Annotated in this window: 10 protein-coding genes; 4 read left to right on the forward strand and 6 right to left on the reverse strand. The window is 58.6% G+C overall.

Annotated features, from left to right (window positions below; genetic code table 11):
* Positions 1–21: 21 nt before the first annotated feature.
* Positions 22–2652 (forward strand): MGH1-like glycoside hydrolase domain-containing protein, encoded by a 2631-nt coding sequence (locus AC1MDT_RS05200; protein WP_480421016.1) that lies wholly within the window; start codon positions 22–24, stop codon positions 2650–2652.
* Positions 2653–2810: 158 nt separating this feature from the next.
* Here the strand turns inward: AC1MDT_RS05200 and AC1MDT_RS05205 are convergent, their stop codons facing one another.
* The 3 genes from AC1MDT_RS05205 to AC1MDT_RS05215 form a co-directional block, all read right to left on the reverse strand.
* Positions 2811–4658 (reverse strand): amidohydrolase, encoded by a 1848-nt coding sequence (locus AC1MDT_RS05205; protein WP_480422707.1) that lies wholly within the window; start codon positions 4656–4658, stop codon positions 2811–2813.
* A 295-nt stretch (positions 4659–4953) separates the two neighbouring features.
* On the reverse strand, positions 4954–5268 hold the full coding sequence (locus AC1MDT_RS05210; RefSeq protein WP_019690779.1) for an SCP2 sterol-binding domain-containing protein: 315 nt from the start codon (positions 5266–5268) through the stop codon (positions 4954–4956).
* Positions 5269–5332: 64 nt separating this feature from the next.
* A complete protein-coding gene (locus AC1MDT_RS05215) occupies positions 5333–6043 on the reverse strand; it encodes a histidine phosphatase family protein (protein ID WP_480421017.1) in 711 nt (236 codons plus the stop codon).
* A 202-nt stretch (positions 6044–6245) separates the two neighbouring features.
* Between AC1MDT_RS05215 and sohB the strand changes: the two genes are divergently transcribed.
* Both sohB and AC1MDT_RS05225 read left to right on the forward strand, forming a co-directional pair.
* A complete protein-coding gene (gene sohB / locus AC1MDT_RS05220) occupies positions 6246–7268 on the forward strand; it encodes a protease SohB (RefSeq protein WP_480421018.1) in 1023 nt (340 codons plus the stop codon).
* A 196-nt stretch (positions 7269–7464) separates the two neighbouring features.
* The gene (locus AC1MDT_RS05225) at positions 7465–11241 is read left to right on the forward strand and encodes a dermonecrotic toxin domain-containing protein (RefSeq protein WP_480421019.1); all 3777 of its coding nucleotides are present in this window, start codon (positions 7465–7467) and stop codon (positions 11239–11241) included.
* A gap of 50 nt (positions 11242–11291) precedes the next feature.
* On the opposite strand, the gene AC1MDT_RS05230 is transcribed toward AC1MDT_RS05225, so the two are convergent.
* Together AC1MDT_RS05230 and AC1MDT_RS05235 are read right to left on the reverse strand one after the other, a co-directional pair.
* Positions 11292–11786 (reverse strand): DUF934 domain-containing protein, encoded by a 495-nt coding sequence (locus AC1MDT_RS05230; RefSeq protein WP_201119698.1) that lies wholly within the window; start codon positions 11784–11786, stop codon positions 11292–11294.
* Complete coding sequence (locus AC1MDT_RS05235; RefSeq protein ID WP_480421020.1) at positions 11770–13428, reverse strand: nitrite/sulfite reductase; 1659 nt, start codon at positions 13426–13428, stop codon at positions 11770–11772. Before AC1MDT_RS05235 ends, AC1MDT_RS05230 begins: the two co-directional genes overlap by 17 nt.
* 524 nt (positions 13429–13952) lie before the next feature.
* Here AC1MDT_RS05235 and AC1MDT_RS05240 point away from each other — a divergent pair.
* On the forward strand, positions 13953–15038 hold the full coding sequence (locus tag AC1MDT_RS05240) for an ABC transporter substrate-binding protein (RefSeq protein WP_480421021.1): 1086 nt from the start codon (positions 13953–13955) through the stop codon (positions 15036–15038).
* Positions 15039–15045: 7 nt separating this feature from the next.
* Here the strand turns inward: AC1MDT_RS05240 and AC1MDT_RS05245 are convergent, their stop codons facing one another.
* On the reverse strand, positions 15046–15264 hold the full coding sequence (locus tag AC1MDT_RS05245) for a DUF2970 domain-containing protein (RefSeq protein ID WP_480421022.1): 219 nt from the start codon (positions 15262–15264) through the stop codon (positions 15046–15048).
* Positions 15265–15848 lie beyond the last annotated feature (584 nt).

A 15848-nucleotide genomic window follows, 5' to 3' on the forward strand; every position in this document is an offset into this window, starting at 1 on the left:
TTTCATCCAACGGATTCACCCATGACGGCAAAACCCGCTGCGAACATCCTGGGCACTGTCGAAGGCCTGCGTCTGGCCGGGGGCGAGGCCGGGGCCTGGCGCGAATGGGGGCCTTACCTGAGCGAGCGCCAGTGGGGCACGGTGCGCGAGGACTACAGCGCCGATGGCGACGCCTGGCGGTATTTTCCTCACGATCACGCCCGCAGTCGGGCTTACCGCTGGGGCGAGGACGGGCTCGCCGGGTTTTCCGACAAGGCCCAGCATTGGTGCCTGGGGTTGGGTTTATGGAACGAGCGCGACCCGATTCTCAAGGAGCGCCTGTTCGGCCTGAACAATGCCGAGGGTAATCATGGCGAAGACGTCAAAGAGTTGTATTTTTATGTCGATGGTGTGCCGAGCCATGCCTACATGCGCATGCTCTACAAATACCCTCAGGCCGAATTTCCCTATGCTGACCTGATCGCTGAAAATGCTCGCCGGGGCCTGGCGGATACCGAGTACGAAATCCTCGACACCGGTGTCTTTGAAGACGACCGTTATTTCGATGTAACGGTGGAGTACGCCAAGCATACGGCGGACGATATCTTCATGCGTGTCACTGTGCTCAACCGCTCCGATCAGCCCGCGCGGTTGCACGTATTGCCGCAATTATGGGCGCGCAACACCTGGAGCTGGGTGGTCGACGGCCAGAAGCCGAGCTTGACCCTGGACGGCGATCAGGTTCTGGCCCGGCACCCGCAACTGGCCGATCGGCAGGCCAGCGCCTGGGGTGAGGAAGACTGCGAATGGCTGTTCTGCGAAAACCAGAGCAACTTCCCCAAGCTTGATGGCGTGGCGGCGGACGGACCGTTCAAAGACGGAATCAATGACTTTGTGGTCGATGGTATCAGCGAGGCGATCCGCCGGGACGCGGGAACACGGGTAGCGGCGCATTTCGTATTGAACTTCGAGGGTGGTCAAAGTCGCAGCGTCAACCTGCGGTTTGCCCCGGCAGGCGCTGCCCGGGTGAATGCCAAGACCCTGTTTGAACGTCGCCGTGGTGAAGCCGATGCTTTTTACGCGGCGTTGCAAAGCGCGATCAGCAACCCGGATGCGCGCAACGTTCAGCGCCAGGCCCTGGCCGGCTTGCTCTGGTCGAAGCAGCTGTATTACTTCGACGTCAATCAGTGGCTCGACGGCGATCCGACGCAACCTTCGCCACCGCCCGGCCGCTTGCATATCCGCAATACCCATTGGCGGCACCTGTCGAATATCGACATCGTGTCCATGCCCGACACCTGGGAATATCCCTGGTACGCCTCATGGGATCTGGGCTTGCAGGCCGTAGCGTTCGCCCTGATCGATCCTCAGTTTGCCAAGCATCAATTGTTGCTGCTGGTCAAAGACCGTTTCATGCACCCCAACGGCCAGTTGCCGGCCTATGAATGGCGCTTTGACGACGCCAACCCACCGGTTCATGCATGGGCCTGCTGGCGGGTGTATCAACAGGACAAGGCGCTGACCGGCGCCGGGGACATGGACTTCCTCGAGCGGATTTTCCATAAGCTGCTGCTGAATTTTTCCTGGTGGGTCAACCGCAAGGACGCCGAAGGTCGCAATGTGTTTCAGGGTGGTTTTCTCGGTCTGGATAACATCGCGCTGTTCGACCGCTCGGCAATCTTGCCGCCTGGCTTTCAGCTCGATCAGGCCGATGGCACGGCATGGGTGGCCGCCTATGCGCTGGACCTGATGCGTATCGCCCTGGAACTGGCCAAACGCAACAATGTGTACGTCGACATCGCGGTGAAGTTTTTCGAGCACTTCCTCTACATCGCCGGGGCGATCAATCGGGTCGACTCCGAGGCCGAAGGTTTATGGGACGAACAGGACCGGTTTTTCTACGACGTGCTGCACCGTCCCGATGGCGTGAACGAACCGCTACGCCTGCGCTCGATCGTCGGCCTGATGCCGCTGTTTGCCGTGCAAGTACTGGAGCAGCACGAACACGAGGGCCTGCCGGGATTGCGTGAACGACTGTTGGGGTTTATGCGCCATCGACCGGACCTCGCCAGCCTGGTGTCGCGCTGGACTGAACCGGGCGAAGGCAACCGGATGCTGCTGGCGCTGTTACGCGGTGAACGCACCAAAGACTTGCTCAAACGCATGCTCGACGAAAACGAGTTTCTCAGCGAATTCGGCGTTCGGTCACTGTCCAAGGCCTTCGCTGGACTGCCCTTTGACCTGCAAATCAACGGTGACAAGCTCTGCGCGCACTACGAGCCGGCGGAATCGGAGTCGCGTCTGTATGGCGGCAACTCCAACTGGCGGGGACCTGTGTGGATGCCGATCAATTACATGCTGATCGAATCCTTGCGCGAATTTCACCGCTATTACGATGAGAACTTCTCCGTGGAATACCCCACGGGATCAGGGTTTTTTGCATCGTTGGAGGAAGTTGCCGACGGCCTGAGCCAGCGCCTGACCCGTCTGTTTTTACGCGACGAAGAGGGCAATCGTCCCTCGATGGCGGCGTATCCGCAGTTGCAGGCTGATCCCGCCAGCCGGGATCTGGTGTTATTCCATGAGTATTTTCATGGCGAGACGGGACGCGGGTTGGGTGCCAGTCACCAGACGGGGTGGACGGCGCTGGTCGCGCTGTTATTACAGCCTTGATCGCGTCGATACGAAAGTTTGCTGCCCAACACAGATCCAAGGTGGGAGTGAGCCTGCTCGCGAAGAGGGAGTGTCAGTCGACATTAATGTTGTCTGACACTCCCTCTTCGCGAGCAGGCTCGCTCCCACATGGGATTGTTGGTGTTGCAATATCATCATTAAAACGCAAAACACGAACAGCCAAAGGCCCCCCAGAAACCGGCGAAATCGCTGACCGGTGCCGCGGATAATCTCGCCCGTTCATGGCTGTGGGCATGCACCGCACAAGCCCCGACACACTGGTGAACCTGCGCCGTCAACGGCGCCAGCGGTTTCCAGTGGCCGGGTACTTTGGCCACCGGTGACCATTCAGGCACCACCGGAATGGGCGGCGGGCCGAGCTTCTCAAACTCGACGCTGCCGTAGACGACCTTTCCGTCGACAATCGTCAGCACCGATTCGATCGATTTGATCGCTTCGTCCTCGATGTGGAAATAGTCCGCCGACAGCGCGATCAAGTCCGCCAGTTGCCCGACCTTGATCTGGCCTTTATTGCCTTGCTCGGAAGAAAACCAGGCACTGCCGTGGGTGTAGAGTTCCAGTGCGGTGTCGCGGCTCAAGCCTTGCGGGTAGAGTGCCAGACCGCCGACCGTGCGGCCGCTGACCAGCCAATACAGCGAGGTCCAGGGGTTGTAGCTGGAAACCCGCGTGGCATCGGTGCCGGCTCCAACCGGAATGCCTTCGGCGAGCATGCGAGCGATGGGTGGTGTGTGTTCGGCCGCCTTGGCACCGTAACGGTCGACGAAATACTCACCCTGGAATGCCATGCGGTCCTGGATCGCAATGCCGCCGCCCAGGGCTTTCACCCGTTCCATGTTCTGTGGCGTGATGGTTTCGGCGTGATCGAAGAACCACGGCAAACCATCGAACGGGATGTCGCGATTGACCTTCTCGAACACGTCGAGCATGCGACTGATGGATTCGTTGTAGGTGGCGTGCAGACGGAAGGGCCAGCGTTGCTCAACGAGGTGGCGGACCACGGGTTCGAGTTCTTGCTCCATGGTTTGCGGCAGATCGGGGCGTGGTTCGAGGAAGTCTTCGAAATCCGCCGCCGAGAACACCAACATTTCACCGGCGCCGTTGTGCCGCAGGAAGTCGTTGCCCTGACCGTAGTGGGAGGTGTTGGTCCAGTTTTTGAAATCGCTCAGTTCTTCTTTGGGTTTTTGAGTGAACAGGTTGTAGGCGATACGCACCGTGAGCTGTTGGTCTTTGGCCAGTTGCTGAATGACTTGATAGTCGTCCGGGTAGTTCTGAAAACCGCCGCCGGCATCGATGGCGCTGGTCAGGCCCAGGCGATTGAGTTCACGCATGAACTGGCGGGTCGAGTTGACCTGGTATTCCAGCGGCAGTTTCGGCCCCTTGGCCAGGGTCGAATAGAGAATCATCGCGTTAGGGCGGGCGATCAGCATGCCGGTTGGATCGCCATTGGTATCGCGCTGGATTTCTCCGCCCGGCGGGTTCGGTGTGTCGCGGGTATAACCGACGACCTTCAACGCGGCGCGGTTAAGCAGGGCTCGGTCGTAGAGGTGCAGGACGAACACTGGCGTGTTTGGCGCGGCCTTGTTCAGTTCCTCGAGGGTCGGCAGGCGTTTTTCAGCGAACTGGAATTCGGTCCAGCCCCCGACCACCCGCACCCATTGCGGTGTGGGGGTGCGGTCTGCCTGGTCCTTGAGCAGGCGCAACGCGTCGGCCAGTGACGGTACGCCTTCCCAACGCAGTTCGAGGTTGTAATTGAGGCCGCCACGAATCAGATGCAGGTGCGAATCGTTGAGGCCGGGAACCACGGTGCGGCCATGCAAGTCGATGATTTGACTGCCGGGGCCTTGCAAGGCCATGGCCTGAGCATCGCTGCCGACCACCACGAAGCGGCCGTCCTTGATCGCGACGGCACTGGCCTGGGGTTTCTTGCGATCGACGGTGTGCAGACGTCCGTTGTACAGAATGAGGTCGGCCGGGGCATCGGGCATGGTTTTACTCCCTGCGGTTAGCGGGCTGGTCCAGGCACCGACGGCGCCTGCCGAAAGACTTTGCAGTACACGTTGGTGGTTGAGACCGTCGCGCTCGTCAGTTGGGCTCATGGCCGTGCACTCCGTCAATTAATCGGGGGGCAAACAGCCGACGTCTGACGCATGCGGCCTGAAGGAATATAGACGGCAAAACCACAGACAGCCGCTTCTTGAGGGTGAAAAACGACGAATCCCGCCATAAGGGGCGGGATTCGTTTGCAGCCAGGCGTGCTCCCAGCGGTTGGGAGCGGCGCGCTTAGCTCGGGAACAGCTCGGACAGTTTCATGGCCAGCATCATGTCGCCTTCAGCGCGCAGTTTGCCACCCATGAACGCTTGCATGCCGTCGGTCGAACCGTCAACGATGCCTTCCAGGGTTTCGCCGTCCATCACCAGGGTGACCTGGGCGTCAGGGTTTTCGCCTTCTTTCAGCTCGCAGGTGCTGTCTTTGACGATCAGCGAGAAGTTCTTGGTGTCGTCGATGCGGAAACCGAAAACCAGGTCCAGACCGGCAGCGGCGGCTGGGTTGAACTTGGCTTTCATTGCTTGTACGGCATCAGCTACGGAGGTCATGGTTCGATCCTTTCTTGGGTAATAAGAGCTGGGTGAATACAGCCAGGGTCACAATAGTCCGGACTCAGCGAAACGTAATGAGGTCCGGGGTCTTCAACAGTTGCAAATGCGCATGATTGTTGAAGGAAGCCAGCGTCACCTCGAGACCACGAAACTTCAGGTGGTTGAGCGAGGTGTTGACGATTTGCCAGTTCAGTTCAAATGCCTGTCTGGCAGGCATTTGCGTAATGAGGTGGAGCAGGGCAGTGATGGTGCCGCCGGAGGTGAACACGGCGATTTTCTGGGTGTTGTCGGCGCTGGCGAGAATTCGCTGCAGACCGGCCTGCACCCGCTCGACGAAGCCCAGCCAGCTTTCCAGGCCAGGGGTGTCGTAAGTACCGGCGAGCCAGCGCTCGATGATCAGGGCAAAGATCCGCTGGAATTCGCCACGGTTTTGCGCGGCGTTGCGCAGGATGTGCAGCGCTTGCGGTTCGTCCGGTAACATGGCCGGCAGAAGGGCGCGGATCACCGCGTCGGCGTCGAATTCGTTGAAGGCGCTATCGGTTTCCAGCGTCGGCACTGGCAGGCCCACGGCAGCGTACTGTTCCAGCGCGCTGTTGGCCGTGTGTTGCTGGCGGCGCAGATCACCCGAGAGGCAGCGATCGAAGCTGATACCGAGTTCAGCCAGGTGCTGGCCCAGGATTTCTGCCTGGCGAATACCGGTCGGCGACAGGACGTCATAGTCGTCTGCACCAAAGGAGGCCTGGCCATGTCGAATCAAATAGATACTGCCCACGTCCGCTTCATCCCGGTACGTTGAAGGTTTGGCGAGGTTATGAGGATGGCGATGAGCTGTCAATGAAAAAACATACGCTTGTTTGAAATGTCCGTTACAGGCCTGTACCCAGAGGTTTCACGGCTGGCCGCCGAGCCGGCGCATGGGTATGCTGGAGGTATCCCGCGCGCTTTTACGCAGCGCATCGTTTAAAGGAGTCCCTGTGGAGTTTTTGTCCGAGTACGCCAGTTTCCTGGCTAAAACCGTGACACTGGTGATCGCCATTCTGGTGGTCCTGGCCAGTTTCGCGGCGTTGCGCAGCAAAGGTCGACGCAAGTCGGCCGGCCAGTTGCAAGTCAGCAAACTCAATGATTTCTACAAAGGGCTGCGCGAACGCCTGGAGCAAACCTTGCTCGACAAGGACCAGCTCAAGGCCTTGCGCAAGGTCGAAGCTAAAACCGAGAAGAAGCAAAAGAAGAAACCCGAAGCCAGATCCCGGGTGTTCGTGCTGGATTTTGATGGTGACATCAAGGCCTCGGCCACTGAAAGTCTGCGCCATGAAATCACTGCGCTGCTGACCCTGGCGACGCCGAAGGATGAAGTGGTGCTGCGTCTGGAAAGTGGCGGCGGCATGGTTCACAGCTACGGCCTGGCGTCGTCGCAATTGGCGCGCATTCGTGATGCTGGCGTGCCGTTGACTGTGTGCATCGACAAGGTCGCAGCCAGCGGCGGCTATATGATGGCGTGCATCGGCGAGAAGATCATCAGTGCGCCGTTCGCGATCCTCGGCTCGATCGGCGTGGTGGCGCAGTTGCCCAACGTCAATCGCCTGCTGAAAAAACACGACATCGATTTCGAAGTCCTGACCGCCGGTGAATACAAACGCACCTTGACGGTGTTTGGCGAAAACACCGAGAAGGGCCGGGAGAAGTTTCAGGAAGACCTGGACATCACCCATCAGTTATTCAAGAACTTTGTCTCGCGCTACCGGCCTCAACTGGCCATCGACGAAGTGGCCACGGGTGAGATCTGGCTCGGCGTCGCGGCGCTGGACAAACAGTTGGTGGACGAGCTCAAGACCAGCGACGAATACCTCGCCGAGCGGGCCAAGAAGTCCGAGCTCTATCACCTGCATTACACCGAACGTAAAAGTCTGCAGGAACGCATTGCAATGGCGGCCAGTGGCTCGGTTGATCGCGTATTGCTGACCTGGTGGAGCCGGTTGACCCAGCAACGCTTCTGGTAAGTCTTAACGCAACATCGTTATAAAAAATGAAACCGAGGTTAACCCCCCGGTTTCATTTTTTTTTGCCCTTCAGAAGGGGCCGCGTTCCTTCCGAAAGTAGCGAACTTTCCTAAGGCCACTGTCAATTGCTCCCACTTTTTGGGGGGCTCAAGCTGGGTATGGTGATGCTCTTGAAATGACTGCAATGGAATGCACCATGAATGAGATAACTCGCGACAATAATGCCGGCCCTGATCCCGCCCCGTCTCTGCGAACGCGCGATGATCTGAACGCCGCCGTAGCTTTCGCCCTCCCACAATCCCCAGATCAATTTGCCGAACGCTTGATCAAGGAAAAATGGGGGCAGGAGATTGATCCGGCGACAGCGCAGTTGGTAACACTCGATTACGACTACAAGGGGCGCCCTGCACAAAATGGCATCCATCAGGGGCGGGTGGCGGCTTCGATGTCTCTGGCGCAGGCGTTGCTGCGCAACTATCAGACCGTGGGTGACGGGCGCTTCGGTGAAACAGTGTTTGGCCTGTACACGCCTCCTGACGTCGGGCCGTCAATTCGTGTTGTAGAGCACGTTGATGATTTGACCGAGCCAGGCAACGACTATCACTACGCCTACGAAGGCATTTATCGCCGGACCGTTCCTCAGCGATACGTGCCAGCCACGCAGATCGCCGTAAGGCCTGCTGATTTCAAGAAGTGGGTCTGGGAACTGGATCTTCAGGACCGCTATCAAGCCTATCTTGATCAAGCCTGGCCAGCCGATAAGGTAATCGTCGCAGCCAGTCCCCACGCACTGAAAACGTCGGCCAAGGCAGCCTTCGTCATGGCGGCTTTCCTGCAACGACATGAAAACAGCCTGTCCTCAAAGGGCCTTGAGCTCGCATTGCAAGCGGCAGGACTGGCGCCTGATCAGGCATGGGCAACGCTGACGATCAAAAAATTGCACACGCCATTCAGGCTGCCAGCGAAGCTCAAGACGGGACGTCTGAAGCTGTATCGCTACACCTCGAAGGATATCTGGGGCTGGCGTGATCCTGATGGCAGGATTGTGTTGTACATCCCCGGCAACTCTTCGCCACTGCACGTATTCAGCGATGACGGACAATTGCATCAATGGGTGGTGGAACAGGGCACAAGTGACGCGACGAAACAGGCCCTGGCCACCCATTTTGCCGAGGACGATCGCAAAGATGGCACCTTCCATGCCGGTGTGCTGTCAGCGTTGGATGGCATGTCGGTTTACCCGAAAGAGCACTGGTTGACCCCAGAGGCGGGCTTTTTCAACAACGACGGTTTTTGGGACCCCGCCCAATACATCGATTTCGATGATTCGGCGCTGGACATTGATCCGTTTGCCCAATTGGTACTGACGATGAAGGAGGCTTCGCTGGCCAGTGTCAAAACCATTCGTGACGATGCTCAGGTCAACCGCGATAACTTGAGTGCAGTTGTCGAACCGGTCGTGCAGTGGATCAACCGTTTCGGTCCATTGGCGTTGTTCGTGCCCGGTGGCGAAGGTTTGCTGGCGCTGGCAGGCATCATCGACGCTGGTTATGGGGTTGATCAGGCCATCAACGGCGAAACCTCGAACGATCGTTCTGCGGGTGTGACGCGTACGGTGTTTGGCTTACTCAATGCGCTGCCGCTGGTCGGCGCGAGAGCGGTGGTCAGGGGGGATTCTGTCGAGGTCGGCACCGTTGCAGAGCGCGTCCGCGAGCCCGACACCATTCCCGAGGAGGAAGTTGTCAGGCCTGCGCCGAACCAGGGCGTTACCCCGTTAGCGCCATTGAGCCGCCTGGAACTTATGCGCGGAATCGGTCCGTCGGTGGCATCGTTCAGCGATGACCTATTGGCGCAGATCGGCAAAGTCAGCGCGATTGATGACGATATGCTGCGCCTGATGCAAACCGGACGCCCACCAACGCCGTTGCTGGCCGATACGATCAGTCGCTTCAAGCTCGATCAGGAACTCGGGCAGGCCAGGCAACCTGAATTGTTCAGCAGCCGTTACGCAGCGTTGCAAGCGTCCGAACACGAATGGGTCCGGCTGTTCCAGCAGCAGTATCCGGGACTTCCCAAAAGCGCCATCGAACAAATGCTCGACCGCTACGGCGTGGACATCCGCACGACGCCTGACGCTGCCGAAGTCAGGCAAGCGTTCAAATATCTGGACAGCAAGGCTCGTCAGTATCAACAGCATGTGCGGCTCAATCGTGCCTACGAAGGTTTTTACCTGCGGTCGATCGACAATGTCGAGACGGACACGCTGGCGCTGCACTCCCTCAAGAATCTGCCTGGGTGGCCCAAAGACCTTCGAATAGATGTTCTTGACCATTCGCCTGCCGGGCGGGTTCTGGACCGTTGCGGCCCGCTCGATGCCGCTCACTCTCGACGCATTATCAGGGCAGGCAACCGCTATCAGCAGCAAGGCTTGCAAACGGATTTCTACGAAGCTGTCCTCGGCATCCTGTCAGAGGACGAAAGGTCGGCATTACACTTGATGTCTCCTGATCCGGCCAATGAATTGCGGCTCAAGATTGGCGATCTGGCATTGCCTCGTTCGCAAACCCTGCTCGGGTTGCAGAGGATGGATGGAGGGCTGACTTTCGAGCGTCAGGGCCTGCGCGGTGGAGGTTATCCGTCGACACCTCAAGGCGAAGCCATGACCCACGAGATGATGCGATTGCAGCTCAAGGATATTTATCCCGACTTCACCGATGCGCAAGCCGATGAAGCACTGCAACGCGCGGGCATTAACGCGCAGGTCTATATCGATGGGTTGAACCGGCAGATGCAGCAACTCAACACCGATTTGAGCAGTTGGATGGATCAAGTTGCCGATGATGTCGATGACATGGACCTTCCTTTTCTGGTTGTTGGCGATGCGGCGGCGGAGGGTTTGAGCCCTGCACAAATCGCGGCCTACAACGTCCAGCTGCTGATGGAGGAGACGCAGGACGAGCGAGCCCTGAGAACGGAACTCGCCGAAGAACTGGTCGCTATATGGCAAAAGCGTGGCGATTCCCCACGTACCACGCTGGATATGAACTTCGAAAACTATCACCGATTGCCTACGTTGAATGTGCGGTTCGACGACGTGACCGAGTTGTTGATGCAGGGCTTCCATCTGACCGAGCAAGACAGCTTGAGCGGGTTTCTCGAGAGCTTTCCCAACCTTGAGAGATTGAATCTGGAAAACGTGGACTTGCGTCACTACTTCGTGGCCGGCGATGCAGGTCGCTCTTTGCCGCCGGCCATCGGTCAATTGACACACCTTAGCTCACTCAACCTGCGAGACACACAGCTGGTATTCACGGGTAGTGCCGCTTCACAACTGCGCGACCTGGCCCACCTGCAAATTCTGGACTTGAGTGACAACCCGTTGGGTTTACCACCGACGGTGCTGGGCATGAACGACCTGCGTCAGCTCAACCTGAGGAATACACACATCAGTTGGTGCCCGATCGGTATCAAGGATGAGCCGTATCTGACGTCCCTGGATTTACGGGATAACCAGATAACCCGGGTACCGCCAGCGGTCATCAATCAGGCTGTCGCAGATGATCGCGTGCTGCTATTGGGGAATCCCCTGACGGATGAAGACACGTTGCGCCGGCTGGTCACGCATCGAGAACAAACGGGAATCAATTTATGGCTGGCCGCGCCCGGCGCGGACTATGGTTCGCCGATGGTCTGGCTAAGAGACAGCGACGCAGCGTTGCAACAATCCCGGCAAGCCCTCTGGCAGCGACTGACAGACAAACCTTCCGGTACGCGTTTTTTAGCCGTCATCAGCAGGCTGAGTCTGACGGCCGATTTTCAGGTCAGTTATCTGTCGCTACAGGCGCGAGTCTGGCGATTGTTGCACGAGGCCGATGCTTCCGAGGAAATGTGGGGTCGATTGACTCGCAGCAGCGGGCGGTTTGATCATCCGATGGCAGCTTTTCGGGCGTTGGAGGTTCGAGCCAATCTTTGACTCAAGGGGAGGGGAGCCTTGAACCCCGCAAGGGGTTCAAGGTTTGACGATCAACGGCGACGGAACAGCGGCAGCGGTTCGTCGGTTGCAGCCTGATACGTCACCGAGAAGTCCTTGAGACCTTCCAGTGCTTCGTATGGGTCTTTATCGGCGCGAATGGCAAATGCGTCGAAACCGCAACGATGCAAGTAGAACAGTTGGTCGCGCAGCACATCGCCGATCGCCCGCAGTTCGCCTTTAAAACCATAACGGTCACGCAGCAGGCGGGCGTTGGAGTAGTTGCGACCGTCGGTGAAGGCCGGGAAGTTCAAGGCGATCACCTTGAACTGCTCGACGTCATCACCGATTTCTTCCGCTTCTTCATCGGCGTCCAGCCACACGCCCAAGCCGCCATCGCGGGCCTTGAGCATACGGCTGTGTTCGCGCCACAACTGCAGCGGGACGATCAGGTCGTCGCAGTTGCTGATCTCGTCGATGTTGAAATCCTTGGGCAGCAAGTGCCAGGTTTCGTCGACCACTTCGTTGTTCTTAATTATTCGCTGCATAGACGCGCTCCTTGAAGAGGTCGATGCCAATACGCTGATAGGTGTCGATGAAGCGCTCGTCTTCGGTACGTTGTTCGATGTACACGTCGATCAGCTTTTCGATCACGTCAGGCATGGCGTCCTGGGCGAAGGACGGGCCGAGGATTTTACCCAGGCTGGCGTCGCGACTGGCGCTGCCCCCGAGGGAAACCTGGTAGAACTCTTCGCCTTTCTTGTCCACCCCGAGGATGCCGATGTGACCGACGTGGTGGTGACCACAGGCGTTCATGCAGCCGGAGATGTTCAGGTCCAGTTCGCCGATGTCGAACAGGTAGTCCAGGTCGTCGAAACGGCGCTGGATCGATTCGGCGATCGGGATCGACTTGGCGTTGGCCAGGGAGCAGAAATCGCCACCCGGGCAGCAGATGATGTCGGTCAGCAAGCCGACATTCGGCGTGGCGAAGCCTTGCTCGCGCAATTCGCCCCACATCGCGAACAACTGACTCTGTTCGACGTCAGCCAGAATGATGTTCTGCTCGTGAGAGGTGCGCAGCTGACCGAAGCTGTAACGATCGGCCAGGTCGGCAACGCTGTCGAGCTGCTTGTCGGTGATGTCGCCCGGTGCAACACCGGTCGGCTTCAGGGACAGGGTCACGGCCACATAACCCGGCTTTTTGTGGGCCAGGGTATTGCGGGTGCGCCAGCGGGCAAAACCCGGGTGCTGTTTGTCGAGCTCGGCCAGTTCGGCAGCCTGGTTGTCCAGGGCCTTGTAGTCGGGGTCGACGAAGTGTTTGGCGACGCGATGTACTTCGGCTTCGGTCAGCGTGGTCTGGCCACCGCGAAGGTGTTCCATTTCCGCGTCGACTTTTTGCGCGAAGACTTCAGGCGTCAGGGCTTTGACCAGAATCTTGATCCGCGCCTTGTACTTGTTGTCACGACGGCCGTAGCGGTTGTAAACACGCAGGATGGCGTCGAGGTAGCTCAACAGGTCTTGCCACGGCAGGAATTCATTGATGAACGCGCCCACCACCGGCGTACGGCCCAGGCCACCACCCACCAGCACACGGAAACCCAGCTCGCCTGCGGCGTTGTGCACTGGCTCAAGGCCAATGTCATGGACTTCGATGGCGGCACGGTCGGAGGTCGAACCGTTGATGGCGATCTTGAACTTGCGCGGCAGGTAGGCGAATTCCGGGTGGAACGTCGTCCACTGGCGGACAATCTCGCACCATGGGCGCGGATCGATCAGCTCGTCGGCGGCGACGCCGGCGAACTGGTCGGTGGTGACGTTGCGCAGGCAGTTGCCGCTGGTCTGGATCGCGTGCATCTGCACGGTGGCCAGTTCAGCGAGAATGTCCGGGATGTCTTCCAGCGCCGGCCAGTTGAACTGGACGTTCTGCCGGGTGCTGATGTGGGCATAGCCCTTGTCATAGTCGCGGGCAATCCTGGCCATCATTCGCGCCTGGCGCGAAGTCAGTTGGCCGTAAGGCACCGCCACCCGCAACATCGGCGCGAAGCGTTGGATGTAAAGCCCGTTTTGCAGGCGCAGGGGGCGGAATTCTTCTTCGCTCAGCTCGCCTGCCAGATAGCGTCGGGTTTGATCACGGAACTGCTTGACGCGGTCCTCGATGATCCGCTGATCGTACTCGTCATATACGTACATATAAGTCCTGTTCTCAGGCTTGGGCCGGTCGGATCCAGCTACGATTTTGGCTTGCTGAAGTCTCGATACTGCCTCGGCAATTCTGCGCGCACGGCCGCGCACTCCCAACGGAGCCGGGGCAAGATACCAGTTTGGAGTTATGCGCAAAAGTGATGTTTGAGTATATGCAAAGAACCAAAACGACTAACGCGAACCATTAGTGCTAAACCCGTATTTGTGGTGCGGGCAATCATCGTCTTAACTGTGGTCGAGTCTTTATGCAATCACCGAAAAAACCGACAAGAGGCGATGCAATGAGCAACCCTTCTAAAGCAACAAAACCCGATAGCACAGTCGATGCTTGGGCAATTCTGTTTCTGATCATTCTGGTCGTGGGGACAGCGGTATTCTGGGTCAGCCATCAATAACCGACCCGCGCCCGGGCCCGGTGCCGACGATTGTCGGACAAAAACCGGAATAAACGCCGATTTTCCACACTTCGCTGGCTATAATGCGCGGCGAATTTGCGGGGGCTCGGGCGATCAATGTTGAAGTTTTTCTATGGTGTATTACTGGCGCTGGGTATGGTCGTGGGACCTTGTGCCCAAGCAGCGTCGGTGTTGTTCCTGAATCCGGGAAACACCAAGGAAGCGTTCTGGGTCAGCTACTCCCAGTTCATGCACGCTGCCGCGAAGGACCTGGGCATGGAGCTGAGCATTCAGTATTCCGACCGGGTCCCTGAAACGACCGTCAAGCAGGCCCGCGCAGCCCTGCAAGGGCCAAACCGGCCCGATTATCTGGTGTTCGTCAACGAGCAATATATTGCCCCCGAAATTCTGCGCCTGGCCAAAGGCAGCGGTGTGAAGCTGTTCATCGTCAACAACGCCCTGACCCCGGACCAGATGAAGCTGCTGGGTGCACGGCCTGACAAATATCCCGATTGGGTGGGTAGCCTGGTGCCCAATGACGAGGAGGGCGGCTATTTGATGCTCAAGGAGCTGATCCACCAGCACGGACCGGTGCCCTCGGGTCAGACCATTGAACTGCTGGCCTTTTCCGGTTTGAAGATCACACCGTCCGCGCAATTGCGTGAGAAGGGCTTGAGGCGGGCCTTGGCCGAGCACCCCGAAGTGCACCTGCGCCAGTTGGTATACGGCGGCTGGACCCGCCAGCGGGCCTATGAGCAGGCCAAGCTGTTGTTCAAGCGTTACCCGCAGACCTCGCTGATCTGGACGGCCAATGATGAAATGGGCTTTGGTGTCATGCAGGCCTTTGTCGAAACAGGCGGCGTACCCGGCAAGGACGCACTGTTTGGCACGATCAATACCTCGCCGGCGGCATTGCAGGCGTTGCTGGACCATCGGCTGAGCGTGCTGCTGGGCGGGCATTTCAGTCTGGGTGGTTGGGCACTGGTGCAGTTGCATGACTACGATCAGGGCGTGGATGTCAGCCAGTACGGCGGCCGGGACCGGCAGGTCCCGTTATTGCAGTTGATTGATCGCGAGCAAGCGAAGCGGTTGCTGGCGATGGGGGTGGCGCAGGATTTTGGCGTGGACTTCCAAAAGCTATCGGCCAAGGGCAAACCCGCGTCGTATCGCTACCCGTTCAGCCTGCAAACGTTGATGCACTGAGTCGCCGTCAAACCCCGGCCAGGTGCAGCACCAGTTTCACGACGCCAAACAGCGTCAGGGCGAACACCGCCGTAAACAGAATCCCCAAAATCACGAAATGGCTGGGCTTGCCGTGTGTAAAGTCCCGGGCCCGATTCTTTCCGCTTTGCACGCCGAACGCCGCCGCCATGACACTCTGCAGCATCTGCCAGAAGCTGGGTGGCTTGTTGTCGACCGGGTCGTCCATACATCCCTCGTCACCAATGTGTGAGCTATAAGCATAGACACTCACGCGAATCCCGTGGGAGCGAGCCTGCTCGCGAAGAGGCCCTACCAGTCAACATCAATATCGACTGTCAGTCCGCTATCGCGAGCAGGCTCACTCCCGCAGGCGGGATCAGGTTGAACCGGGCATGTGTGTCCGGCCACAAATCAAATGTGGGAGCGAGCCTGCTCGCGAAGAGGCCCTGCCAGTCAACATCAATATCGACTGTCAGTCCGCCTTCGCGAGCAGGCTCGCTCCCACAGGGGATCAGGTTGAATCGGGCATGTGTGTCCGGCCACAAATCAAATGTGGGAGCGCGCCTGCTCGCGAAGAGGCTATAACTGTCGACATCATCGTCGACTGTCAGTCCGCCTTCGCGAGCAGGCTCGCTCCCACAGGGGATCAGGTTGAATCGGGCATGTGTGTCCGGCCACAAATCAAATGTGGGAGCGCGCCTGCTCGCGAAGAGGCCATAACTGTCGACATCATCGTCGACTGTCAGTCCGCCTTCGCGAGCAGGCTCGCTCCCACAAGGGATTGCTGTTGACCACAGTAATGCGGCCAGG

Source organism: Pseudomonas sp. ASL7 (genome assembly GCF_056680375.1).